At 41.8% G+C, this 24,064-nt stretch carries 23 protein-coding genes; 20 read left to right on the top strand and 3 right to left on the bottom strand.

Translation table 11 applies throughout. The features are described from left to right. The first annotated feature begins 10 nt into the window (after positions 1–10). The 3 genes from JOD17_RS07260 (at position 11) to JOD17_RS07270 (ending at position 2,617) form a co-directional block, all read left to right on the top strand. On the top strand, positions 11–904 hold the full coding sequence (locus JOD17_RS07260; protein WP_204696601.1) for a polysaccharide deacetylase family protein: 894 nt from the start codon (positions 11–13) through the stop codon (positions 902–904). Then, entirely contained in the window at positions 894–2,129 is a 1,236-nt protein-coding gene (codA, locus tag JOD17_RS07265; protein ID WP_204696603.1) for a cytosine deaminase, read from the top strand. Before JOD17_RS07260 ends, codA begins: the two co-directional genes overlap by 11 nt. Positions 2,130–2,278: 149 nt before the next feature. After that, positions 2,279–2,617, top strand: coding sequence for a helix-hairpin-helix domain-containing protein (locus JOD17_RS07270; RefSeq protein ID WP_204696605.1), 339 nt, complete (start codon positions 2,279–2,281; stop codon positions 2,615–2,617). A gap of 115 nt (positions 2,618–2,732) precedes the next feature. On the opposite strand, the gene JOD17_RS07275 is transcribed toward JOD17_RS07270, so the two are convergent. Continuing rightward, positions 2,733–4,325: a glutathione ABC transporter substrate-binding protein gene (locus JOD17_RS07275; protein ID WP_204696607.1), complete on the bottom strand. Its 1,593-nt coding sequence runs from the start codon at positions 4,323–4,325 to the stop codon at positions 2,733–2,735. Between the two features lie 231 nt (positions 4,326–4,556). On the opposite strand from JOD17_RS07275, the gene JOD17_RS07280 reads away from it, so the two are divergent. From JOD17_RS07280 to JOD17_RS21530, 4 genes are all read left to right on the top strand, one after another. Continuing rightward, a complete protein-coding gene (locus tag JOD17_RS07280) occupies positions 4,557–5,291 on the top strand; it encodes an ATP-binding cassette domain-containing protein (protein ID WP_204696611.1) in 735 nt (244 codons plus the stop codon). Continuing rightward, positions 5,284–5,946: a methionine ABC transporter permease gene (locus JOD17_RS07285; protein WP_042419310.1), complete on the top strand. Its 663-nt coding sequence runs from the start codon at positions 5,284–5,286 to the stop codon at positions 5,944–5,946. Before JOD17_RS07280 ends, JOD17_RS07285 begins: the two co-directional genes overlap by 8 nt. A 16-nt stretch (positions 5,947–5,962) precedes the next feature. Continuing rightward, entirely contained in the window at positions 5,963–6,826 is an 864-nt protein-coding gene (locus JOD17_RS07290; protein ID WP_204696612.1) for a MetQ/NlpA family ABC transporter substrate-binding protein, read from the top strand. Between the two features lie 135 nt (positions 6,827–6,961). Continuing rightward, positions 6,962–7,084: a hypothetical protein gene (locus tag JOD17_RS21530; RefSeq protein ID WP_275581705.1), complete on the top strand. Its 123-nt coding sequence runs from the start codon at positions 6,962–6,964 to the stop codon at positions 7,082–7,084. Between the two features lie 3 nt (positions 7,085–7,087). Here the strand turns inward: JOD17_RS21530 and JOD17_RS07295 are convergent, their stop codons facing one another. Next, entirely contained in the window at positions 7,088–8,173 is a 1,086-nt protein-coding gene (locus JOD17_RS07295) for a tetratricopeptide repeat protein (RefSeq protein WP_204696613.1), read from the bottom strand. A gap of 263 nt (positions 8,174–8,436) precedes the next feature. On the opposite strand from JOD17_RS07295, the gene JOD17_RS07300 reads away from it, so the two are divergent. The 13 genes from JOD17_RS07300 (at position 8,437) to JOD17_RS07360 (ending at position 22,855) form a co-directional block, all read left to right on the top strand. After that, positions 8,437–8,658, top strand: a complete 222-nt coding sequence (locus JOD17_RS07300; RefSeq protein ID WP_204696615.1) for a hypothetical protein — start codon at positions 8,437–8,439, stop codon at positions 8,656–8,658. Positions 8,659–8,740: 82 nt separating this feature from the next. After that, positions 8,741–9,292 (top strand): alpha/beta fold hydrolase, encoded by a 552-nt coding sequence (locus JOD17_RS07305; RefSeq protein WP_204696621.1) that lies wholly within the window; start codon positions 8,741–8,743, stop codon positions 9,290–9,292. Positions 9,293–9,398: 106 nt separating this feature from the next. Then, positions 9,399–10,019 carry an NAD(P)-dependent oxidoreductase gene (locus JOD17_RS07310; protein ID WP_204696622.1) on the top strand — a complete coding sequence of 207 codons (621 nt, stop codon included), beginning with the start codon at positions 9,399–9,401 and terminating at the stop codon, positions 10,017–10,019. A 256-nt stretch (positions 10,020–10,275) separates the two neighbouring features. After that, positions 10,276–11,685, top strand: a complete 1,410-nt coding sequence (gene nhaC / locus JOD17_RS07315; RefSeq protein WP_204696623.1) for a Na+/H+ antiporter NhaC — start codon at positions 10,276–10,278, stop codon at positions 11,683–11,685. A gap of 69 nt (positions 11,686–11,754) precedes the next feature. After that, positions 11,755–13,851 carry a sigma-54 interaction domain-containing protein gene (locus tag JOD17_RS07320; protein ID WP_204696624.1) on the top strand — a complete coding sequence of 699 codons (2,097 nt, stop codon included), beginning with the start codon at positions 11,755–11,757 and terminating at the stop codon, positions 13,849–13,851. A 159-nt stretch (positions 13,852–14,010) separates the two neighbouring features. After that, a complete protein-coding gene (locus JOD17_RS07325; protein WP_204696625.1) occupies positions 14,011–15,369 on the top strand; it encodes an aminotransferase family protein in 1,359 nt (452 codons plus the stop codon). Between the two features lie 22 nt (positions 15,370–15,391). After that, positions 15,392–16,498 carry a C45 family autoproteolytic acyltransferase/hydrolase gene (locus JOD17_RS07330; RefSeq protein ID WP_204696626.1) on the top strand — a complete coding sequence of 369 codons (1,107 nt, stop codon included), beginning with the start codon at positions 15,392–15,394 and terminating at the stop codon, positions 16,496–16,498. After that, complete coding sequence (locus JOD17_RS07335; protein ID WP_204696627.1) at positions 16,485–17,897, top strand: NAD-dependent succinate-semialdehyde dehydrogenase; 1,413 nt, start codon at positions 16,485–16,487, stop codon at positions 17,895–17,897. Before JOD17_RS07330 ends, JOD17_RS07335 begins: the two co-directional genes overlap by 14 nt. A gap of 20 nt (positions 17,898–17,917) precedes the next feature. Further along, positions 17,918–19,441 (top strand): GNAT family N-acetyltransferase, encoded by a 1,524-nt coding sequence (locus JOD17_RS07340; protein WP_204696628.1) that lies wholly within the window; start codon positions 17,918–17,920, stop codon positions 19,439–19,441. Between the two features lie 14 nt (positions 19,442–19,455). Then, complete coding sequence (ald, locus tag JOD17_RS07345) at positions 19,456–20,562, top strand: alanine dehydrogenase (RefSeq protein WP_204696630.1); 1,107 nt, start codon at positions 19,456–19,458, stop codon at positions 20,560–20,562. A gap of 117 nt (positions 20,563–20,679) precedes the next feature. Continuing rightward, positions 20,680–21,024, top strand: a complete 345-nt coding sequence (locus JOD17_RS07350; RefSeq protein ID WP_042360834.1) for a PadR family transcriptional regulator — start codon at positions 20,680–20,682, stop codon at positions 21,022–21,024. Continuing rightward, the gene (locus JOD17_RS07355; protein ID WP_042360835.1) at positions 21,017–21,667 is read left to right on the top strand and encodes a permease prefix domain 1-containing protein; all 651 of its coding nucleotides are present in this window, start codon (positions 21,017–21,019) and stop codon (positions 21,665–21,667) included. Before JOD17_RS07350 ends, JOD17_RS07355 begins: the two co-directional genes overlap by 8 nt. A 12-nt stretch (positions 21,668–21,679) precedes the next feature. Then, a complete protein-coding gene (locus tag JOD17_RS07360) occupies positions 21,680–22,855 on the top strand; it encodes an iron-containing alcohol dehydrogenase (RefSeq protein WP_204696632.1) in 1,176 nt (391 codons plus the stop codon). Between the two features lie 30 nt (positions 22,856–22,885). Here JOD17_RS07360 and JOD17_RS07365 read toward each other — a convergent pair whose 3' ends face one another. Further along, positions 22,886–23,953, bottom strand: a complete 1,068-nt coding sequence (locus tag JOD17_RS07365; protein WP_204696634.1) for a hypothetical protein — start codon at positions 23,951–23,953, stop codon at positions 22,886–22,888. Positions 23,954–24,064: the final 111 nt, after the last annotated feature.

The raw sequence follows: 24,064 nt of genomic DNA on the forward strand, positions 1-24,064 counted from the left end.
GGAGGTGGTCATGGTGATTGAATCGGTCCGTTGGCCAGGTGGCCAAACAGTAGCTGCTGTTTTGACGTTTGATGTAGATGGAGAGACGGCACATTTAGCAGAGCCACGTAATCAAGATCGTCCATCATTGTTGTCCATGGGCACATATGGTCGTGGAATTGGACTTGATCGTTTACTGTTGATTCTTCGTAAACATGACGTTCTCGCAACCTTTTTTGTGCCGGGGGCAATCGCAGAAATGGATTCGACAGTCGTAGAGCGGATCATTGGCGGAGGCCATGCTATTGGACATCACGGTTATTTGCATAAGCCAAATGATCAGTTGACAAAGGAACAAGAAGAAGCAGAACTCATAAAAGGAATCGAAATGCTTGAGAAAACGATGGGAAAAAAGCCGATTGGTTATCGTGCGCCACTTTGGGAAATGCATGACCGTTCTCTTTCCCTTCTTAAGCAGTATGGGTTTTTATATGATGCAAGCTTGCAAGCAAACGACATCCCTTACGAGGTCCAGATAGAAGGTGGGGAATTGCTCGAAGTTCCTGGAACATGGGTCTTAGATGATTGGGAGCAGTTTGCATTCTCAGGAGATTGGGGAAGTTCGTTTCACATCGAGGAGCCTGACAAAGTGTATCGATTGTGGAAGGCGGAGTTTGATGCACTTTATGAAGAAGGGCGAATGTTTCATTTAACGATGCATCCTCAATTAATGGGACGAGCCTCTCGCGCTCAATTGCTTGACCAGTTAATTACACATATGAAATCAAAGCCCCATGTCTGGTTTACGACCATTGATGAGATTGCGCTTAGATGGCAAGCAGGAGAATTGTCTTTTCCAGTTATGGACCAACCAAATCGAGATCTATTATTTCCAGCGAAAGGAGATCAAAGTCATGATCATTAGAAATGCTAAATTGTATGGTCAAAGTGGGCTAGTTGACCTTGTGATGACGAACGGAATCTTTGAGAAGATTTCGCCTGCTTCTAGCGAGCTAAATGAAGGGGAGATTGATGCTCAAGGAAAGTTGGTCATTCCACCATACGTGGAGCCTCACATACACCTTGATTATGCACTCGCCGCTGGCACACCAAGATGGAATGAATCAGGAACGTTGTTTGAAGCGATACAGCTCTGGTCCGAACGTAAACAAGTTGTTCATGAAACGAAAGAAGATATAAAATTGCGGGCGAAACAAGCGTTGTTCATGCAAATCGAACATGGTGTCCAATACGTCAGAACGCACGTTGATGTGACAGACCCATCGTTAACCGGGTTACATGCATTACTTGAGCTACGAGAGGAAATGAAGCTATGGGTGGATGTACAACTTGTCGCTTTTCCTCAAGAAGGAATGTACGGTTATCGTGGTGGCGATGCGCTCGTTGAAGAAGCAGTAAAGCTCGGTGCGGACGTTGTAGGTGGAATTCCACACTACGAACCGACGTATGAAGAAGGCGTTGCATCCATTAAGAAAGCGTTTGATCTTGCTGAGAAATATGACAAACTGCTCGATTTTCACTGCGATGAAGTTGACGATGAACAATCTCGTTTTGTCGAAGTCATCGCAAGAGAGGCAGATCGCAGGCAGATGGGGGAGCGTGTTGTTGCCAGTCATACGACTGCCATGGGCTCTTATAACGATGCGTATGCCTACAAGTTATTTCAAAAATTAAAGCGCTCTGGCATTCACTTCGTTTCTCTACCAAAAGCGAATTTACACTTGCAAGGTCGGTTTGACACGTATCCGAAACGGCGAGGTCTAACGCGTGTGAAGGAGTTGCTCGAAGCAGATATGAACGTTGCTTTCGGACTCGATTCGATCCAAGATCCCTGGTATCCACTTGGTAATGGCAATTTAATGAGCGTGCTCGATACCGGCATTCACGTGGCTCATTTGACTGGGTACAACGAGATTGTTCGATCACTTGAACTCATTACTTTGAACGGAGCAAAGGCGTTGAACCTTAAGCAATACGGAATCGAAGAAGGGCATGCAGCGAATTTACTCATCATTGATGCAGAAGACGAATACGAAGCTGTACGCAAAGAAGCAATTGTCCTTTATTCAATTCGAAACGGAGAAGTCATCGTAAAACGAAAAGCGCCGGTAGTGGAATTATCAATATAATGGTAGTTAAAATTAATTATCATCTAAAAATGACTTGAGGTCTAATTCTCGAGTCATTGTTTTATGGATTTATTAGGTAATATGTTGTATAGTATAGTTTAGTAAATTTTATATTCTAAATAATCAATCATAGGGTGGTGTGTAGTGCTTTGTTATTAATTAATAATAGGTTGTTAAAGTCTTCACCGATTTTTATCATGATAGTTTTATTATTTGGTTGCACCTTAGGTTCAGAGAATAATACTTCTATAACATTCTCGAAAGAAGAGCAAACCGATAATTGTACTGCTGCTAGTATTTACATAAATAAAGACCAGAAAGATAAGCTTATGACTATTTATCAAATCGGCGAAGAACGAGCAGAGCAAATACTAGATTTGAGAGAACAAAAACTGTTTAACGAATTTGAGGATTTGATAAGAATTGATGGGATTGGTAACGAACATTTAGAAGCTATTGAGAAAAAAAGTGATATTTGCTTTAATTAATGGTAAGTGTATTGAATCCTTGCATTACTTGCGGGGATGTAATTATAAGTTCAGGTAATAAATAACAAAAAATCCAATCTAGGGTGACTAAAAGTTCACCCTAAATTGGATTTTTTTAATAACCACTGTCACTTTCACTAAGACTTACATTCTTTAATTGCAATACTCCGTTTGGCAAGTGAATAAAGCCATCAACGTGGTCAGACAAGCCGACGATATAGTCGTTGTGAACGGTGAAAATTGCAGGTGAATCATCTACAATTTGTTGTTCAATTTGTTCATAGAGTGCGAGTCTTGCATCTTCATCTGTTTCTTCACGTGCTTGAATGAGCCACTCGTCAACCTCTTCGTTTTGATAGAATGTCTGGTTGCCAGCTGAACCTAGGTTGTCAGAGTGATAGTTAGGGTGCAATGCATAATCCGCATCCCCTGTAGCTGAAGACCAGCCTAGAACGAACATGTCTGAATTCCCTTCACCAACTGCATCGAGGTAAGCTCCCCATTCCATTAATTCAATGGACAACGTTACGCCAACTTCTTGGAAGTAATCTTGTACAAGTTCTGCGACTTGAACACGTAATGGGTTCGCATCGTTCGTTAAGATCGTTGCTTCAAATCCATCTTCATAGCCTGCTTCTGCTAGTAACTCTTTTGCTTTTTCAGGGTTGTATTCTAACGGTTCAATGTTGTCTGAATACCCAAACGTATTCTCAGTAAGTGGTGATTCAGCGACAAGTCCATACCCATCGTAAAGGCCTTCAAGTAACGTTTCACGGTTTACGGTCATTGTTAACGCTTGGCGAACGAGTGGATCGTCAAACGGTTCCACCTCGGTATTAAAGCCGATGTATTCGTAGCCTAATTGTTCTTGAGTGATTACAGAAACGTCATCCATATGTTCAAACTGACCGACATTTGCAGGTTCTATTTGTTGCATATAATGAGCTTCTCCTTGCTCCATCATGGCAATACGAGTTGACTGTTCAGGTACAACTTTGAATGTTGCTTGGTCAATTGCAGGAACTTCTCCGTAATAGGATTCATTTGCGGATAATACGAGTTCATTTCCTTGTTCCCAAGAATCGAATTCGAAAGGACCTGTCCCAACTGGATTCATCGTTAGATCTGATTCACCTGCTTCATCTTGCTCTATTGCTTTTGGGCTAACAATTCCAGCTGATCCGTGAGCAAGGTGAGCGGGAAGAGGTGCAAATGGCGCCGACGTTTTGAAATGGACGGTGTACTCATCAACCGCCTCAATGTCTTCAACGAGTTCAAATAAAGACGCGCGTGGTGATGCGGTGTCAGGATCTAGGAATCGCTCGAAATTTGTGACAACGGCATCGGCGTTAAATGGCTCCCCGTCATGGAATGAAACATCTTCACGTAAGTTGAATTCCCATGTCAAATCGTCGATCTGGTCATAAGATTCAGATAACGCAGGTTGTAATTCCATGTTCTCATCATTCATCACAAGATTCTCATAAATGTTCGTAAAAACGATGGTTGAAGGTATATCCGTCGCTGCGTGAGGATTTAACGTTACAGGATCTGAGGGCATCGCCAATATGAAATTGCCACCTGCTTCAACTTCACTACTCGGTTCATTAGCATCGGAACTCGTCTCGCTCTCTTCTGGATCACTTGAACAAGCTGTGAGTAGCAGTGCACTACTAAGTCCAAGGGCAAGTGCGTTTCTTTTTCTCATCATTATCAATCTCCTTATTCTCTTAGGTGTCTACTTCCTTTAGAAATGTAACGCGTTACTACCAATCAGTCCTTTAAGTATACAAGTAATTCTGAATAGTTCAATGATCAAATTCTCTGCATATCGTTATTTTTGGAAAGTTGTTGATGTAGATTATGACATCAACCCTAACATGTACTATAATAAAAAAGTTGTTACTTTAGCCTTTGTATGATGGAATGGGGTTTATTTGTGATTGAATTGCAAAACGTAACGAAAAAGTTCGGTACCCATACGGCTATTCAAAACGTTTCCTTAACAGTACATAAGGGCGAAATTCATGGTTTGATCGGTGCAAGTGGGGCTGGAAAGTCAACGATGCTACGGGTAATGAATTTACTTGAAATTCCAGATTCGGGATCGATTTATGTCGGTGATCGTGAGTTAACGACACGTTCAAAACGCGAACTGCGAGAAGCTCGCAAACGAATAGGCATGATCTTTCAACATTTTAACCTTGTCTTAAATAAAACTGTCGAACAAAATGTAGCGGTTTCCTTACAGCTTGCACAAGTGCCTAAGCATCAGCAAATAGATCGTGTGCGGGAATGTTTACGCTTTGTTGGATTAGAAGATCAAATGGATAAGTACCCTGCTCAGTTAAGCGGAGGACAAAAGCAACGTGTTGCTATTGCACGCGCATTAGCAAATGAGCCTGAAGTTCTTCTTTGCGACGAACCAACGTCGTCACTTGATCCTCATACGACTTCAGAGATTCTAACCGTTATCCGTGATATACATGAACGTCTCGGTGTGACAGTGATTATCGTAAGCCATGAAATGAACGTCATCAAAAGCATTTGTCAACGAGTCACTGTCATGGATCAAGGAACGATTTATGAAACGGTACCGATTGAATCGTCGGGAATACCTAAAAGTGATCGAAGTCCTGAAAGGTTTATAAAGGAGTTAAAAAATGATGCCTGACATTCTTTTGCGTTATCAAGCGGAAATTTGGCAGGCAATCGGAGAAACGTTTATTATGGTAGGCGTTTCAATTCTTGCTGCTATTCTAGTAGGGCTGCCTGTTGGAACACTTCTGTATTTGTGTCGAAAAGGCAATTTATTAGAAAATCGTTTTGTTTTTTCTTCGCTGAACCTGCTCGTTAACATTATTCGCTCGTTCCCGTTTTTGCTTCTAGTCGTCTTCTTAATTCCTTTTACTCGTCTTATTATGGGGACAGCGATCGGTACTGCGGCTGCAACGGTCCCTTTATCAATCATTGCATTTGCTCATTATTCTAGGCTCGTGGAACAATCCTTGTTAGAAATTCCTAAAGGTGTGATCGACGCAGCGGTTTCCATGGGAGCTTCGGTGAAAGAAGTCGTCTTTAAATTTCTACTTGTAGAATCAAGGTCGGGATTAGTCGTTGGACTTACGATGTCGACGATTAGCTTTATTAGCTATTCAACGATTATGGGGGTCGTTGGGGGCGGAGGCGTTGGTGACTTTGCCATTCGTTATGGTTATCAACAGTTTCAAACTGATTTAATGCTATATGTCATTGTCATTATGGTTATACTCGTTCAGATGATTCAATTTATCGGAATGACCATTGCAAGAAAGATCGACAAACGTTAGGAGAGATTGATTCACCATGAAAAAGCTTACTACACTAGTTGCAATACCTGCTCTATTATTAGCTGCATGTGGCACATCTGAAGATCAACAAGAAACCGATTCAACTGAAGAAACGGCGGAAAGTACAGAAGAAGCAACTGAGGAAAGTGAAGAAGTTACTCTAGACGTTGCTTCCTTAATTCCTCCAATGACTGAAATTCTCGAATTAGTTGAACCAGAACTGGCTGAAGAGGGCATTGATCTAAACGTTGTTGTACTTGGTGACAATATTCAACCGAATGATGCCTTACATCATGAAGAAGTAGATGCGAACTTTTTCCAACACGTTCCGTTTATGGAAGAGTACAACATTAATAACGATGCATCACTAGTACCTGTGGAGCCGATTTATTTCGCTAACTACGGTGTGTATGCTGCTGATTATGAATCAATGGACGAACTTCCAGAAGGTGCAACGATTGCAATTGCAAATGACATCTCTAATATTGACCGTTCGCTACAGCTACTCGCGCAGCATGAAGTTATTGAGCTAGAAGAAACAGATGAGCGTTATTATACACAGTCTCATATTAGCGAGAACCCGAATGATTACAACTTTGAAGAAGTCGATTTACTTATGCTCGCCAGAATGTATGACGATGCAGATGCGGTTGTCATAACTCCGGCTTATGCTGAGCCGTTAGGATTAACTCCTGCAAATGACGCACTTCTCACTGAAGGCACAGAAAATGAATTCGCAATTACACTTGTCGCTCGTGAAGATAACGTAGACGAAGAGGCAATTCAAACACTCGCAGAGGTGATGACTAGTGAAATCGTTCGTGACTTTCTAGAAGAAAATTACGACGAAACAGCAATCCCTGCTTTTGATCATGAATAGAAAACGAATGACTTGGATGTATTTCCAAGTCTTTTTTTGTTGTTTTTGTATTCAAAAGTAAGCAAAATCATTGTATTTATCTAGTAGAAACTGGTATCGTAATTCTAACTAATTGAGAAAATGTGAGGTGCAACGATGAAAATTGCGCTACTTATGGTAGTTAGTATGTTGTCAGTTGTCATTGCAAGTCACGTAGAACCATCCAGTGAAGAAGTCATCCAAGAAGCCGATGAAAAAGACGATGAAGGCACTTTATAATTGTTATTCTACAATGTTTTTCTTCTGCCGCTTTGCCAGTGACAAATAATCATAGGCTTTCTCGTAATTGCTATTGACATAATAATAGTCAGATACCTCGTGAGCTAACTCAATGAGCTCGATTTGGATTCCGAATTTCTTTAATAGTTGAAACCCTTCCCGAATCATCCCATCATGAAAAGGTTTATATAAGAACACACCTCTAGAGATCATACTTTTTGCACGAAACTCTTCAAACCGTTTGTGATTTTTTGTAAGCGCTTCTTCAATTTTATGTAATAACTGATCTCCTTCTTTTTGTTTACCTTGTCGAAAGCACGAATTTGCAAGCCGATAGAGGGTGTCCGCTTGGAATTCTAGTCGTAATTCTTCATCAACGTTCAACGCCATCTTAAATCCATGTTCCGCATCATTGTTGTAATGAAAAAGGTAGTCATTTTTAGCGATGCTTTGATATAAAACTGCACGTTGGCGGTCTTTAAGTCCTTGAATGGTAAGTGCATCTTCGAATGTGGATTTTGCTTTTTTGTAATAGCCAGTTTTTGAATAGATGTTCCCGATCAGCACTAGCGCACGAACGGTTTTTTTCGTAGATGCATGACTTTTCTTATATGTGTCGTAGGCTTTTATGGCATAGTTTAAGGCTGTTATGCTTTCTCCTAAATGATTGAACGTGTTCGCTTGTCGAAGATAAAAGTTGGCTTGATCAATATCGCATAACACACCAAGCTGTTTTTCAGCGGCAGTGTAATGCTTTAACGCTTTATAATAGTTTTTGGAGTGATTAAGTAGCGTACCTTCCATATAATGATAAAGGTACATCAGTGTTTGTTCTGAATCTTTATCTGAAGAAGGCTGCTCTTGAAAAGGTTCATTTGGATGGTTGTTTTGTTTTTCGCTTTTTGAGAGCATCATTTGGTGTTTAGAATAAAGCAAGTTGTAATAGGATTTTGTTTGTGGATCTAAATGTAGGAATGGTAGATTTTCAGTAAGCTGATCTCGGATCTGAGCGGCTTTTTCAAGATCATTTAGAGATAAACAATGTAGCCAAGAACCTAAGTCTTTTATGATTTCATATTCTTCAGTCAAGTTTAAATGCTCCTTTCCTGTGTAACTCCATGAATAATCGCACTTTCTATATATTTAACTAGCATAATACAACAAAAATCTCTCGAATAAAATATATTCTGGTAGTTTAAGGAATATTAGATAGGATTCGACAGCGGTTGTCTAAAACGAGACTGAACGATGTCGTAATTTAAATGGATGATGAATTTTGTCTAACGAAGTAAACGTTCATAATGAGGAATAATAGGGCGAACTAAACGCTACTTAACGAAGGAGGTAGTGCGATGAAGCATTCTCTGAGTGAAATTGCATTTGATGGCAGAGTTTATCGATGGCAAAAGTGGCTTGGAGTGCCCTGTTTCGTTGCAATTGTGTTCACCATTGGCTATTTTACAGATTTGATAGCGGTATTGTATACAGCAACTATTTTATCCTCGCTCGTTGCATCTACTATTCTTCTTTTATCAATCCTAGTATATCGCTATCACAAACCTCGGGAGAGGTGATTAAAGATGGTTTTCGTCTTGTAGTCTGTGTGATAATTTTTATCGTTTTTTTGAATCTCTAACATGAAAGAGGGGAATCAAGGTGAGTAAACACGTGTTATTTATTCATAGTGCGGGCCCGCAAAGTGTTCACGAAGGAAGTGACGCTTTGAAAGCCTCACTCGTTAAACAATTAAGCAATGACTATGAATGGGTGGCCCCGCCAATGCCGTTCCCAGAAGATCCTAAGTATGCTCAATGGAAAGCCGTTCTAGATGAATCCTTTGCATCTATACATGATGGTGTAGTTTTAATCGGGCATTCGTTAGGTGGATCGGTTTTGTTGAAATACCTCTCTGAAGAAAAGTGTCATGTATCCATTTCTACTTTGTGTTTAATCGCATCGCCATTTTGGGGTGTGGAAGATTGGAGACGAGAGGATTTTGTGTTATTTGAGGACTTCGGTTCGAGGTTGCCAACCATTCCTCACATGTATTTATATCAAAGCAAACATGATGAACACGTGCCGGATACACATATGGTGTATTATTCAGAGAAAATCCGAAGCTTAAATACGAGACTGCTTTCAGGAAATGATCACCTGTTTCAAGACGGCTTGCCTGAATTGGTTGCTGATTTAAAAGAATTGCAATAAACACTGTTTAAAGCTTCATTGTTGATTCACGTAATGCGTTCGTTCTAAACTAAGAAAGAAGCACAGTTTAATCGCGTCGTAGAGATATAGAGGAGGAATAATGCGCATGAACTGTTTAATTTTAGGCGCTACAGGAAGGGTAGGAAGTCATGTTGTAAATCATGCACTTCAAGAAAATTACCGCGTGACGGTCTTAGTACGAACACCAGAGAATGCCAAGACAGAGCATGAAAACCTAACGATTATAAAAGGAAATGTCTTAAATACAAATGATATTATTCGTGCAATTGAAGGTGTAGACATTGTCATTAGTGCACTTAATACAGATGGATCAACGACGCTGTCGGAGAGCATGCCACTCATCATAGACGCCATGAAAGGGCAAGGGATAAGGCGAATCATTACGGTAGGTACAGCTGGCATTTTACAAAGTAGAACATCACCTGAATTGCTTCGATATCAATCCAGTGAATCAAAGCGTAAGCTAACTCGAGCAGCAGAAGACCATCACCGAGCATATGATTTTTTGAAGGCATCAGGTCTTGATTGGACGATCGTTTGCCCAACCTATTTGCCAGATGGGGAGTACACTGGACAGTATCGAGTAGAACGTGACTTCTTGCCAGAAGGTGGAGCGAAAATATCCGTGCCTGACACAGCGGAATGTACTTGGAAGCAAGTCGAATGTGATAAGTACATAGGAGCTAGAATCGGACTGGCTTATTAGAGATAGGGATTTCATTCATGTTTATGTGCATACATTAAGCTCGCAATTTACTTAGAGTACTAGAACGTGTTGATGAAAAATGCCTCAAAGATTGAGTAGTCGTAAATGAAAGTTAAGAATTATGCACGCAGTTCTGATTATGCAAAAATGCATAATCAGAACTGCGTTTTTTCTTGATGGGACTGTAAAAGTAAGTTGGCAAGTTTTTTGCAGGTTCAATTCTCTTAAAAAGATACACGCAAAAGGAGAGAAGGGAATGAAAGAAGCAAAGCAACCGACATTGCTCATAGCGTTATTGCCAATTGCTTTTATGATTGTTGCATTGGTCGTTGCGATTGGGGGGTACGGTGCAGACCCACACTTTCCACTGTTTATTAGTGCAGTAGTTGCTGTCATCATTGCGATGGCTCTAGGTCACACGTGGAAAGCATTAGAATCGGGGATGTTAAAAGCTATTGGACTTGCCATGCAAGCGATCATCATTTTAATTATTATCGGAACGATTATCGCGTATTGGATTGCTGGGGGAATCGTACCAACGATGATTTATTACGGGTTGAGTATTCTATCTCCTGGCTATTTTCTTGTTGCTGCTTGTATTATCTGTTGTGTCGTTTCGTTAGCTGGCGGTAATGCTTGGACGGCTGCGGGTACGATTGGTATTGCTTTAATGGGTGTTGGTGAAGGACTCGGAATGAATCCAGCGATGGTTGCAGGTGCAATTATTTCAGGTGTTTACTTTGGAGATAAAATATCACCGCTCTCTGAGACGACGAACTTAGCGCCAGGGGTGCTCGGGGTGAATTTGTTTGAGCACATTCGTCATCTCCTTTATACGACGATTCCCGCACTGATTATTTCGTTGATTATTTATACGATCATGGGCTTTTTCTTACATCAATCTGGATCGGATACGTCTCAAATTGCTTATCTGCAACAAAATTTAACAGAATTGTTTACGGTCACACCGTGGTTACTTCTCGTTCCTCTGATCGTTATAATTCTCATGATCATGAAAACCCCTGCAATTCCGGCACTCGTCATCGGTTCAGTGCTCGGGCTAATCTGTGCTATTTTTGTTCAAGGGGTAGCGTTTGAAGATACAATCGGCATGCTTGTTGAAGGTTATGTCGTCGAAACGGGTGATGAGGCTGTCGATAACTTATTAACGAACGGTGGCGTTGAAGCGATGATGTGGACCGTTTCGTTAATTATCATTGCGATGAGTTTCGGGGGGATATTGGAATCCGCAGGGTTTTTCAAGGCGATCGTTGAAAGTCTGATGCGTCTTGCGAAATCTACAGGAAGTCTAATTGCAACGACAGTTGCCACTGCGTTTGCATCGAATGTCGTTGGGTGTGATCAATATTTGAGTATTATTTTACCGGCGCGAATGTATGAAGGTGAATACAGAAAACGTCGCTTGAAATTAAAGAACTTATCACGGACGGTTGAAGATGCAGGGACGATGACATCACCATTAATTCCTTGGAACACGTGTGGAGCGTTTATGTTCGCAACGCTTGGTGTAAGCGCGTTTAGTTATGCGCCGTACGCATTCTTGGCGTTGTTAAGTCCGATTGTAGCGATTATTTATGGCTATATTGGCTTTACAATTGAGTATGAAGAGGATGAACCGACGACAGAAAGTAAGCAAGCTAGTTAGATAATTTATCAACAATTCTAACAATCTCTCTACTTTTTTAGTATACTGATAAAAAGGGAGAGTTTTGTTATGTTAATGGAACAACTGCGACCAATTTACACCATTCCTGAACATTCCGATGAAATAACAGAATACTTGCAAGAGTGCAAAGAGCCGTTCCTTTTCTTGGAAAAGGATAATCAACTGCAAGCCTACGTCGAGTTGAAAGATAGTGACGGCATTCAGTCGCGCAAAGACTTAGAGTTAGTTTCTACATCCATGCACAATGTCGGGGTGATTCAACCGGATCAATCGTTTACGCTTCCATTGATATTTCATTTAATGGGTGAGCCGATTGTGATTGTTCATGATGAATCAGAGTCACCAATTGGATTCATTGAACGAGAAGATGTGTTAATTGAGCTGTTTCAACGAGAACATCATAACGCGAACCTACTAAAAATTCTGTTGTCTTCGATTCCAATGGGCATGTTCATCGTTGATAAAAACGAACGAATTATGAATAGTAATGATAAGGCGCTGCAGATGATTCGGTCGACACATAAACAAGTCGTCGGTAAATCAGCTGGTGAAGTGTTTCAACAAGATCACGTACATCGTGTGTTTACATACGGTGAAACACTTCTAAATCAAATTCTCATTACAGATGAAATGGGCATCCTCGTCGACTATAGCCCGATTAAGAATGGAACCGGAGAAGTAGAAGGGGCAATAATCATCGTTCAAGATCTGCCAATGGTTGAACAGATGGCAATGGAAATAGAATTTGTGAAAGACTTGAACCGGGACTTAAATGCGGTTTTGTCCACGATGTATGATGAAGTGTTAATTGTTGATAAAGATGGCACATTGCTACGCCATAGCGACAAGTATATTGAAGGATTATGGCCTGATGGGATCGATGCGCTCGTTGGTAAGAATTTATTAGAAGTTGATTTACAAGGGTTACCTCCATCGGTGACAAAGCTCGTCTTAAAACAACAAAAGAAAGTGTCTGTCGTTCAAGAGATTCCTTCGGGTGACAAAGTGCTTGCGATTGGAAACCCCGTATTTAATGCAAGAGGAGAACTTGAACGAATTATTATTGCCTCAAGGGACATAACAGAGAATATTCAGTTGAAATCAGAATTGAGGCAAACGAAGGCCATCTCGAATCGTTATAAGGAAGAACTAGAAAGTCTAAAGAATCAACAAACCCCAAAGCATACGCTTATTTACGCTAGTGAGAGAATGGAGAGAATCATGAAGAACATCGAAAAATTATCGATGTTCTCATCAACTGTCCTCATTCACGGGGAAACGGGTGTTGGAAAAGAACTGATTGCGAAATCCATTCATGAGAAAAGTGCAAGAAGTAGTGAACCGTTTTTAGCTCTAAATTGTGGCTCTATTCCTGAATCACTCCTCGAAAGTGAGCTGTTCGGTTACACGAAGGGATCATTCACTGGTGCTGATTCAAAGGGAAAGCCGGGCTATTTTCAGCAGGCAGATCGCGGTGTGCTTTTTCTAGATGAAATTGGTGATATTCCAATGTCATTACAAGTGAAGTTGCTTCGTGTCTTGCAAGAAGGGGAAGTCGTGCCAATTGGTTCACAAACGCCAATTCCTGTTGATGTGCAGATTATTGCAGCCACGCATAGGAATTTGGATGAAATGGTACAAGAAGGTAGTTTCCGTGAAGATTTGTTCTACCGCATTAATGTCGTGCCCATCCATGTGCCACCATTACGAGAGCGACCTGATGATATACCACTGTTAGCGTACCACTTTATAAGAAAGCTAAATGAGCGTTATCAGATGCGCCATTCGTTCTCGCCCGATGCACTTAGCTTACTTGAGACGTACGCATGGCCTGGGAATATTCGCGAACTTCAAAATGTCGTTGAGCGATTGTTCGTGACTGCAGACGATGATTTAATTTCTGCAGAAGCAGCTAGTCAATTTTTACGTGTCGAAAAAGTAATGAAACCGTCAGCAACATCACCGGTTTTGGCTTCTGTTATGCCTTTAAATGACGCAAAGCAACTCGTTGAGAACCAATTATTGCGTCTTGCGATGGAACAATTTAAGACAACGACAAAAGCTGCGAGAGCATTAGGGATTAGTCAATCGGCTGTTAGTCGAAAATGGGCAAAGCTACAAAGCGAAACATCTGCAAGAGAGTAAGTCATGCAGGTGTTTCGCTTTACATGTATGCACTGAATCATTAATTATGCAATTATGCATAAAATGAAGTGGATTTATGCGTGATTGAGTAAGGTTTTGTGTTGGCATAAGAATTGCATTTTAACTAGGTATAGATTGCATACTTAGGAGGCGTTTTTCATGGTTAAAACGGTAGCAAACGATGTTCATACATTAATTGAGCAAGATAAAAAGCATTATATTCATCCGACATCATCACCGAAGCTGCAACAAGAAGAAGGAACGCCGCTTATTTTCACGAGTGGCGAAGGTGTTTACGCCAACAGTAAAGACGGAAAGCGATATTTTGATGGGTTATCCATGCTTTGGAACGTAAATATCGGCCATGGTCGTAAAGAACTTGCGACAGCGGCTTATGAACAAATGACTCAAATGGCTTATGCTTCTTCCTTTAAAGGTTACTCAAATGAACCGGCGATTAAATTAGCAGAGAAATTAGCAAGCATCTCACCAGGCGATTTAAACGCAGTGTTCTACACGTCGGGTGGTTCAGAGTCAAATGATACGGCGTTTAAATTGGCACGGTTTTATTGGGCGCAAAAGAACAAACCAAAAAAGCGCAAGATTATTGCATTAGAAAATGCGTACCACGGTGTAACAATTGGTGCACAAACGGCAACGGCAATCCCGTTGTTCCATAACTTCTCAGAGTCAGGGATTGCAGATGTTCTCCATGCGAAAGCTCATATTACTGCTTGTGAAAACGGTGACAAAAATGACCCGGATTATGAATCATCAATTCGCGCGACGATTGAGCGTGAAGGTGCTGATTCCATTGCTGCTGTTATATTGGAGCCTGTTCAAGGTTCTGGCGGTGTGTACATTCCACCTGCAGGATATTTGGAAGCAGTACGAGCATTGTGTGATGAGCATGAAATTTTGTTCATTGCAGATGAAGTCATTTGTGGGTTTGGACGTACAGGCAAGATGTTTAGTGTAGAGCATTGGGGAGTTACGCCAGACATGATGAGCATCGCAAAAGGAATCTCGAGTGGCTATGCCCAATTAGGTGGCGTCATGGTTAACGATGCAATTCATACGGTTATTAACGAATATGACGGTGTATTGGCTCACGGGTTTACGTACAGTGGACATCCGACGGCTTGTGCGGTTGCATTGAAGAATATTGAGATCTTAGAAAATGAGAAAATCGTAGAACATACTGCTCAGATGGAAAAAGAGTTACTTGCACAATTAAAGAAACTTGAAGAAAAACATGCTCACGTTGCCAATAGTCGTTCGATCGGTATGTTAGCGGCATTTGAAGTCGTAAAGAATGCTGAAACGGGAGAACGCTTCGCTGAAGATGTTGCACCTGCAGTCAAAGTCGTTGATGAATGCTTTGAACGCCAACTCATTTTACGAGCATTAGGTCCCAATCGAGATGTAATTGCCATTGCACCGCCGTTAACGATTACCAAAGAAGAGATTGCGGAAATGATTTCGATCATCGATGAGGCATTAACAGCCTCCTTTTAATCCATGAAAAGGAAGTGAGCGGATGATTAAACGTTTAACGTTAGCAGGTTCTGCAAAAGAAATCGGTAAGAAACACGGTGAGCTTGGAAAAGAGCAAGTTGTTCAAAGTTTGGATTTATACGAGCGTCTTTTCCATGGATACCAAAATATCACGTGGCAAGAAGCGCGTGAGCGGGCGCTCGTTCACGTAAAAGCGATTGAAAAGCACGATCCATCGATGTTAGAAGAAATTGAAGGTATTGCGTCAGGTGCTGGAGTTGATTTTGAAGACATTTTAGCGTTAAATGCGCGAAGTGAAATTGCTCTAGCGGGTAGTGGACCGAGTTTTTCGGATGGTTGTACAGCGGTGTCTGTGTATCCGCCGTTAACCAATGACACGATCATTGCACAAAATTGGGACTGGAAAGGGGAACAAGAGAAAAGCTTGTTACTCCTTGATATCGAAGCGGTTAATGCGCCAAAAATTACGATGGTAACTGAAGGTGGCATGATCGGCAAAATTGGCTTTAATGAAGCGGGGGTTGGGATTTGTTTTAACGCTCTCATTACAGACAAAAAGTCTGATCAGTTGCCAATTCATCTCGGATTACGGGCAGTGCTCAATTCTTATAGTATGAGCGAAGCCATTGCGAAGATTAAGCAAAAACAAATCGCGGCAGCAGCAAGTTTTCTTATTGGTTATGACAATGGCAAAGACGCTGGAATGAGTGTCAACGTTGAAGTATCACCTTTTGGAATGGATTACGTGAGTGGTGAAGACGGCAGGCTCGTTCATACGAACCATGTACTATCACAGAAAGTATTGCAAGATTTAATCGATATGAATGAGTTACGTTTTGAAGATTCAATGCTTCGTAAAAAACGTGCAGAACAGCTTATGCTCGGCGCGCTCGTTAATAATGAGCGTATTGATGAAGACACTTTTAAATCATGGCTAGGTGATACGTACAACGCACCGAATGCTATCAATCATTTCAAAAACGAAGCGGCACCCACACATCGTCAGATGGAAACGGTCTTTTCTGTTGTGATGAACTTATCAAAGCGGACGATGGATCTTTGTGTCGGCAAACCTAGCGAAAATGAATTTGTATCGATTACTCAGGAGGGGCATTATGGCGTACATTAATGGAGAATGGTTGGAAACGACTGATCAAGAGAATGTGTATAATCCAGCAACAGGAGAGGTCATCGGCTCTGTCTCTATCGTTGGCGCAAACGAAACGAAAGAAGCGATTCAAGCTGCCAGTGAAAGCTTCAAAACGTGGCGTAAGCTACCAGGTGCAACAAGAGGTGCCTATATGGCAAAAGCAGTTGAAATTATGCGCTCTCGTGCAGACGAATTGGCTAATACGATTACAAAAGAAAATGGTAAGCCACTTGCTGATGCAAAAGGGGAAGTCACGAGTGGTATTAACTACTTAGAGTGGTATGCAGAAGAGGCGAAGCGTGTGTATGGCGATGTTGTACCAGCATCTCATGAAGACAAGCACCTTATGGTTCTTCGCCAACCTGTCGGAGTCGCAGCGGCAATTACGCCATGGAACTTTCCTTTTTCAATGATTACGAGAAAAATTGCCCCAGCATTGGCTGCGGGGTGTACGGTCGTATTGAAGCCTGCACCGGCTACACCACTTTCTGCGATTAACGTATTTGAATGTTTCCATGAAGCGGGAGTGCCTGCAGGAGTTGTGAATTTAGTCATTGGAGATGCAGAAGCGATTGGTAAAGAGATGACGAGTAGCACAGATGTGAGTAAGCTGACGTTTACAGGTTCAACGGCTGTCGGTAAAATGCTTATGCGTGATTCAGCTGCAACGATGAAACGCATGAGTATGGAGCTTGGTGGTCATGCCCCTTTTATCATCTTTGAAGATGCCGATCTTGAAGCAGCGGCAAACGGTGTGCTCATGTCCAAGTTTAGAAATGCAGGTCAGACGTGTATTAGCACAAACCGTGTTTACGTTCAACAATCGGTTGCTTCAGAGTTTGGAGATCTTTTAGCGCGTAAAGTATCAGAGTTAACGGTTGGTGATGGGACGAAAGAAGGTGTAGATGTCGGTCCTCTAATTAACGATGGTGCGGTTCAGAAAGTAAATGAACATGTTCAAGATGCTTGTTCTAAAGGTGGCAAAGTCTTAAGTGGAGGGAACATCATTGAAAGTGATGGGAATTTCTTTGAACCGACAGTCATTCAAGGTGCAACCGACACCATGCGGATTGCGACTGAAGAAACGTTCGGACCGGTCGCGCCGATCTTCTCATTTGAAACGACGGAAGAAGTCATTGAACGGGCAAATAACAGCCGTTACGGATTAGCAGGGTATTGCTTTACGAATGATCTTAGTCGTGCATATGAAGTGATGAATGAACTTGAATACGGCATTGTTGGCATTAACGACCCGACTCCAATTACCGTTCAAGCCCCATTTGGTGGAATAAAAGAAAGTGGAACAGGCAAAGAAGGCGGCAAATATGGGCTTGACGACTATCTTATCGAGAAATTTGTGTCCATAAAAACCAACTAACTCGTGATGGAGGTTGCTTTATGAGTCGTGAACTCAAAATCATCGTTAGGCAGACGACGTTTGCTGATATCGATCAGATCATTACTGTAAATGCGATTGGGTTTGGTATTCCTGAAATCGCTTTTAAGAGAAAACACTTTGAAAGCCAGCTGCGAACATTCCCTGAAGGCCAAGTCTGTGTCGAATACGACGGTAAGATTATCGGTTCTTGTTCAAGTTTAATTATCGATTTTGAAGATTATGGAGAAGACCATCGTTTTGAAGACATCGCCGATGACGGATATATTCGTAACCACAATCCGAATGGTCGACATTTGTATGGCATCGAAGTCGTCGTACATCCAGACTATCGCCATATGAAAATTGGCCGTCGCCTATACGAAGCAAGACAACGGATTTGCCAATTATTTAATCTTGAAAGCATTTTGTTTGGCGGACGATTGCCGAACTATCATAAGTATGCGGATCAATTTAGCGCTAAAGAGTATGCTGAAGAAGTGATTAAGAAGAATATTTACGATCCAGTATTAACGTTTCAATTATCGCACGGATTCAAATTGCGAAAAGTTTTAGCAAGCTACTTGAAACATGACCGGGAATCGTTAGAATACGCGTCACTCATGGAATGGAAAAATCCTCATTATGTACAGCCTGATGAGGCGTTGTATCAACGTTCATTGCCTGTGACATTTGCAGCAAGCCAATATGAACTATCTCCAATTTCATCTTTTGAAGATTTTGCGATTCATGTGGAGAATGACGTGCAAATCGCATTGGAACACCATGCGCAAGTGATCGTATTTCCAGAATTGATCACCTTGCAATGGTTATCGTTCAAAGAAGAAACCATTCCAAGCAAGCAAGCGAGAGCGATTGCTGAAGATTATGAGAACTACCGTTCATTGTTTCATACCCTTGCAGTTCGTTATAACATGAACATTTTTGCAGGTTCAACCTTTGTAAAAGACGAAGGAACGCTTAAAAATCGAGCACACCTTTTTCACCGTAATGGGACGGTTGATGTTCAAGACAAACTGCATATAACTATCGAAGAAGAACGAAAGTATGGTGTAGCTCCTGGAGATGAACTAAACATCTTTGAAACGGACTTTGGCAAGGTGTCGCTCATGTTAGGGTATGATTTGCAGTTCCCAGAAATTGTAAGGTTGGCAGTCGGACGTGGTGCACACTGGGTAGTCGTACCTTTCGCAGGCTCAACCCAAGCCTCGGCACTAGAAGTGGAGCGAATTGCCAAAGCACGCGCAATCGAAAACCAAATTTTTGTTGTCACATCGTCACTCGTTGGCAGAGTGCCAACTGTGAGTCATAGCAAAATGTATCATGGAGTAACAGGCATCTACTCGCCACTTGTATCGCAACTTTCAACTACCGGTGTGCTAATTGAATCAAACGTTTCAACTGGAGATGTACTCGTTGCAACAACAGATAAAGAAGTGCTTCGCCGTGAGAGAATCAATGGTAGTTGGAGTCAGCGACGCCAGAGTTTGTATAAGGCATCTGATCTTGAAGTCGTTCATCCTTAAGGAGGATTAAGTTTATGCGTATAGGAATTCCAAAAGAAATAAAGAACAACGAAAATCGTGTGGCTATTACACCAGCGGGTGTTAGTCAATTGAAGGCAGCAGGACACGACGTACATATTGAGACGGAGGCAGGAGTTGCTTCTGGTTTTTCGGACCAAGAGTATCACGTAGCTGGTGCTGTTATTGAGCCAACTGCAGCTGATGTTTGGAAGATGGAAATGGTGATGAAAGTTAAGGAACCAGTTGCAAGTGAGTATGAGTATTTCTATGAAGGGCTGATTTTGTTTGCCTATCTACATTTAGCAGCAGAGCCTGAGCTTACATCAGCACTCGTTTCAAAGAAAGTGACAGCAATTGCATTTGAAACGGTTGAAAGTGATAAAGGAACGCTTCCGCTTCTTACACCGATGAGTGAAGTGGCTGGACGGATGGCATCTCAAATTGGCGCTCAGTTTCTTGAGAAGCCTAAAGGCGGAAAGGGAATTTTATTAAGCGGAATTCCTGGTGTGCCTCGTGGCAAAGTAACCGTCATTGGTGGCGGCGTTGTTGGGACTAATGCAGCCAAGATTGCAATTGGTCTTGGAGCAAGTGTGACAATTCTAGATACGAACCCTGTTCGTTTGCGTGAATTAGATGAGTTGTTTGGTAACCAAGTAACGACTGTGATGAGTAACCCCGTCAGCATTCACGAAAACGTCATTGATTCAGACCTTGTCATCGGAGCCGTATTAATTCCAGGTGCAAAAGCACCTCGTCTCGTCCGTGAATCAACAGTACAGTTAATGAAAGCTCATTCTGTCATTGTTGATGTGGCAATTGATCAAGGTGGAATTTTTGAAACGGTTGACCGTGTATCTACACACGATGATCCAACGTATACGAAGCACGATGTCGTTCATTACGCTGTTGGGAATATGCCAGGGGCTGTGCCGAGAACGTCTACGATTGGATTAAGTAATGTGACAATTCCTTATGCTGTTCAAATCGCTAATGATTTAGATGGAGCATTACTTCACAATGTGAATTTACGTAAAGGTTTAAATACGTACCGAGGCCAAATCACATACGAAGCGGTTGCCGCAGCGCACGGCAGTAAGTACGAGCCATTTGCAACGGTATAAACACATGGTTTTTACGGGTCACACGAAGGGCTTATACCTTTCGTGTGATTTTTTTGTGCAATATTACTTTGACACAAATAGTAATGTTGCATATAATGTATTTTAGGAGGTGAGGTTATGTCTGGAATTTCTACTGATTTGATCCGAGGACATACGGTCACAATTATTCTAAATATACTTCGTCAAGGAGATAGCTATGGCTATGACATTTATAAGAAGATCATTCAATTGAGTGACGATCAATACGAACTCAAAGAAGCTACACTTTACACGGCCTTTCGTCGACTTGAGAAAGAAGAGTTGATCACGTCTTACTGGGGCGATGAAACGCAAGGTGGGCGAAGGAAGTATTATCGTTTAACACCAGAAGGAGAAGAGCGATATGAACAAAATCGACAAGATTGGGATTTTGCAAAAGAAGTCATCAATCAACTTATTAAAGGAGAGATTCTACATGACTGATGCGTTGGATAGAAAGATTGAGACGTACATCAATCATCTATTTAAAAATGTTGGAAGTAGTCAAGAAGCCTATGAAATGAAAGAAGAATTGTTTTCCAACATGAAGGAGAAGATAAGTGACTACAAGTCACGTGGCCTAGAAGAAGATCAAGCGTTTAAGGAAGCGAAAGCATCACTTGGAGATTTAAGTGGTCTAATTGAAGATTTGCAACGATCTTCACAAGAAGAAGCGAAACACAACATGTATTCATCAAAGTCTGCGCGCATTTCAAAAGTAGGCATTGTCGCTTCTGCAGTCCTCATTCTATTCGGTACTCTTACGTCGTTAATGCTCGTGTTTATGGATCTTGAGTCTGTTTCTGTCGTTGGACCGAACATCTTTACAGTTTCAGGTGGCGCGCTTCTTGTCTATAGCATACTAACGATTGAGACTACAAAAAGATATGCCATGCATCAAGGTCGTGCAGCGCTCTATGCTTTAGCAGTTGGTACGATGTTGTTCGCGGTGTTTGTTGGTTTCTCTGCTGGTGCTGCAACTGGAGAAATGTTCATTGCCATTTCTTCACTTATGGTGTTCTTGATCGCTGGTTTTGCTTTGTGGCTTGGTCTTTTACTATCAGGAAGGTCACGGAAGAAACAATAAGGGGTAGGTACGATGCTTTCATTTTCTCATCAAAGCTCGACGAAACTAATCGTTGGGACCGACTCAGTTGAACGAGTAGGAAAAGAAATTCGTCAAGTTGGTGGTACGCGAGTTCTGCTTCATTACGGAAGCGATCGCATTAAACAAAATGGAGTGTATGATCAAATCACCCAGTGGTTACAACGAGAGGGAATTTCCTATGTTGTACTTGGTGGTGTGAAACCAAATCCGACCCGCTCGCTTGTTCTCGATGGTATTGAGCTTTGTCGAGAGGAAAACGTAGATTTCATTCTTGCTGTCGGCGGTGGAAGTGTCATGGATTCAGCTAAAGCAATTGCAGTGGGCGTGGAGCATGAAGGTGACGTCTGGGACTTCTTTAGTGATCAAGCTTCTGTGACGAAGGCACTTCCGATCGGTGCCTTGGTCACGTTACCTGCATCGGGTTCTGAAGCGAGTGCGGATTGTGTTCTCACTCACGATACGTTCGCGTTGAAGCGAGATATGGAAAGCAATGACTACATTCGCCCACAGTTTGCACTTTTAAACCCTGATTTTACGAACAGTTTGAGTAAGAAACAACTTGCGATCGCCTGCACTGATATTTTTTCACACGTATTTGAACGGTATTTTTCACAGCTTGAGCCCTTACCCTTTGTGCGAGAATGGCAAGAAGCGACATTGCGATCTATTGTTTCTGTAGCGAAAGATTTAGTTGAAGGTACAGACGGCGAGAGGACGCGTACGGAAATGATGCTACTTGCTACGGTGGCCCACAATGATTGGTTAAGTTTAGGTGGTATTGAAGGGGATTGGTCAAGTCATGCGATTGAACATGAACTCAGCGGCAAATACGCGGATCTTCCTCACGGTACAGGACTTGCAATCGTGATGCCTGCATGGATGAAATACGTGTACAAAACACACCCGGAACGATTCGCGGCGTTTGCTCATAACGTGTTCTCGGTTATACCAACTTCAGATGTTACCGTCGATGCCTACGAAGGAATTAAGCAAGTAGAGGCGTTTCTTACGACGATTGGAATGCCAACGAATTTACAAGCTGCTAATCTTCCTGCAGAAGGATTCGAAGAAATGGCGAAAAACGCTACTTTATATGGTCCGATCGGTGACCTAGAACAATTACATGATAAAGATATCATACAGATCCTAACCCTTGCACAGAAATAGCCATTCCACAATTGGAATGGCTATTTTTCATTAATGTTCAGGTTGATTTGCATGGGGATCACGATCTTCAAGCAACGGGAAATCGAGAATTTCTTGATTGCCTTCATCAACAAGCCTTACATTGGTCGCATTAAAGTCGAGTGCGGTTAGAAATACGGCATATTCAAATGCTTGTTGTTGTTCCTCATCCCACTCACTCTCATCGGTAATTGAATAATGAAGTTGTGCTTTACCGTCGTCTTCGATCCAAGCGTCATGCAATTCAACAACGTCTGAAATTGGTGATTCATAATAAGCTCCGCCTTCAAATGTCTGCAACTCAAGAAGGACTTCTCCGAAGTCTTCACTTACAATCGGATCGTCCGTTACTCTTGAAGGTATATATACATTCTCATATTCACTATCTTCTGAGGAAATAGTTGGTCGATAATAACCGATTCCTTCTTCAAGCTCTACAGGTACTTCTTCCATTTCAGCAAGAGGATCTATCAGTACGCCAGGCTCGTCTCCGGTGTAGAAGTTCATTTGTTCTGCGCCAAAGCCGTCACTTACGGCGTGCAACATTTCCATAAACCCTCGGCTCTCGGTAGAAGCCATGCTTATAGGGGCTGTAGAAAGATCATCAGAAAATGTGAAATGAATGACATTATCTTCATCAATTTCTATGTTTGTCATGTACTCTGTAATGTTATCTTGAGTTCGATCGCTCGACGTAAATGAAGCTAGAAGTCGATGGTCTAGATCCGATGCGGATGCAGTAATTGTCATCAAGGGTATTAATCCATATTCTTCATCAAAGAACTGATCATGATTCAATACGATATTCTCTGTAAAATAGTGTTCATCATGTTCGACAGACTCCTCTTCATTCGCTTCATCAACTTCATGACCTGGCGTTTCTGTGTTGTCTTCATCAGGAGTTGCATTGACAGTATCTTCTTCGACAGGCTGGGGATCTTCATCAGGCTCTAAATCTTCATCGCTTGCTTCAGTCGTCTCAACGGGTTCATTTGTTGTGTTTTCGCCTTCTTGTGTATCACAAGCCATCGTTAGAAGGAAAGGTAAAGTTGGAACAAAGGCCATAATTTTCTTGTTCAAAATCTTCCCTCTTTTCTACGCTTTTACTCATCGATTCCCTTTGGATTCAACCGATAAACGCAATCCCTTGATTTGTGATACGATACGGGAAACGATTCGTAACGAAAGAGG

Origin of the sequence: Geomicrobium sediminis, from assembly GCF_016908595.1 — a bacterium.
Classification (GTDB): Bacteria; Bacillota; Bacilli; order Bacillales; family Marinococcaceae; genus Geomicrobium_A; species Geomicrobium_A sediminis.

What these genes read in the sequence shown, in the direction of transcription:
- JOD17_RS07260 (WP_204696601.1), top strand. Translation starts at nt 11, where the DNA reads ATGGTGATTGAATCGGTCCGTTGGCCAGGTGGCCAAACAGTAGCTGCT.
- codA (WP_204696603.1), top strand. Translation starts at nt 894, where the DNA reads ATGATCATTAGAAATGCTAAATTGTATGGTCAAAGTGGGCTAGTTGAC.
- JOD17_RS07275 (WP_204696607.1), bottom strand. Translation starts at nt 4,325, where the DNA reads ATGAGAAAAAGAAACGCACTTGCCCTTGGACTTAGTAGTGCACTGCTA.
- JOD17_RS07285 (WP_042419310.1), top strand. Translation starts at nt 5,284, where the DNA reads ATGCCTGACATTCTTTTGCGTTATCAAGCGGAAATTTGGCAGGCAATC.
- JOD17_RS07290 (WP_204696612.1), top strand. Translation starts at nt 5,963, where the DNA reads ATGAAAAAGCTTACTACACTAGTTGCAATACCTGCTCTATTATTAGCT.
- JOD17_RS21530 (WP_275581705.1), top strand. Translation starts at nt 6,962, where the DNA reads ATGAAAATTGCGCTACTTATGGTAGTTAGTATGTTGTCAGTTGTCATT.
- JOD17_RS07300 (WP_204696615.1), top strand. Translation starts at nt 8,437, where the DNA reads ATGAAGCATTCTCTGAGTGAAATTGCATTTGATGGCAGAGTTTATCGA.
- JOD17_RS07310 (WP_204696622.1), top strand. Translation starts at nt 9,399, where the DNA reads ATGAACTGTTTAATTTTAGGCGCTACAGGAAGGGTAGGAAGTCATGTT.
- nhaC (WP_204696623.1), top strand. Translation starts at nt 10,276, where the DNA reads ATGAAAGAAGCAAAGCAACCGACATTGCTCATAGCGTTATTGCCAATT.
- JOD17_RS07320 (WP_204696624.1), top strand. Translation starts at nt 11,755, where the DNA reads ATGTTAATGGAACAACTGCGACCAATTTACACCATTCCTGAACATTCC.
- JOD17_RS07325 (WP_204696625.1), top strand. Translation starts at nt 14,011, where the DNA reads ATGGTTAAAACGGTAGCAAACGATGTTCATACATTAATTGAGCAAGAT.
- JOD17_RS07330 (WP_204696626.1), top strand. Translation starts at nt 15,392, where the DNA reads ATGATTAAACGTTTAACGTTAGCAGGTTCTGCAAAAGAAATCGGTAAG.
- JOD17_RS07335 (WP_204696627.1), top strand. Translation starts at nt 16,485, where the DNA reads ATGGCGTACATTAATGGAGAATGGTTGGAAACGACTGATCAAGAGAAT.
- JOD17_RS07340 (WP_204696628.1), top strand. Translation starts at nt 17,918, where the DNA reads ATGAGTCGTGAACTCAAAATCATCGTTAGGCAGACGACGTTTGCTGAT.
- ald (WP_204696630.1), top strand. Translation starts at nt 19,456, where the DNA reads ATGCGTATAGGAATTCCAAAAGAAATAAAGAACAACGAAAATCGTGTG.
- JOD17_RS07350 (WP_042360834.1), top strand. Translation starts at nt 20,680, where the DNA reads ATGTCTGGAATTTCTACTGATTTGATCCGAGGACATACGGTCACAATT.
- JOD17_RS07355 (WP_042360835.1), top strand. Translation starts at nt 21,017, where the DNA reads ATGACTGATGCGTTGGATAGAAAGATTGAGACGTACATCAATCATCTA.
- JOD17_RS07360 (WP_204696632.1), top strand. Translation starts at nt 21,680, where the DNA reads ATGCTTTCATTTTCTCATCAAAGCTCGACGAAACTAATCGTTGGGACC.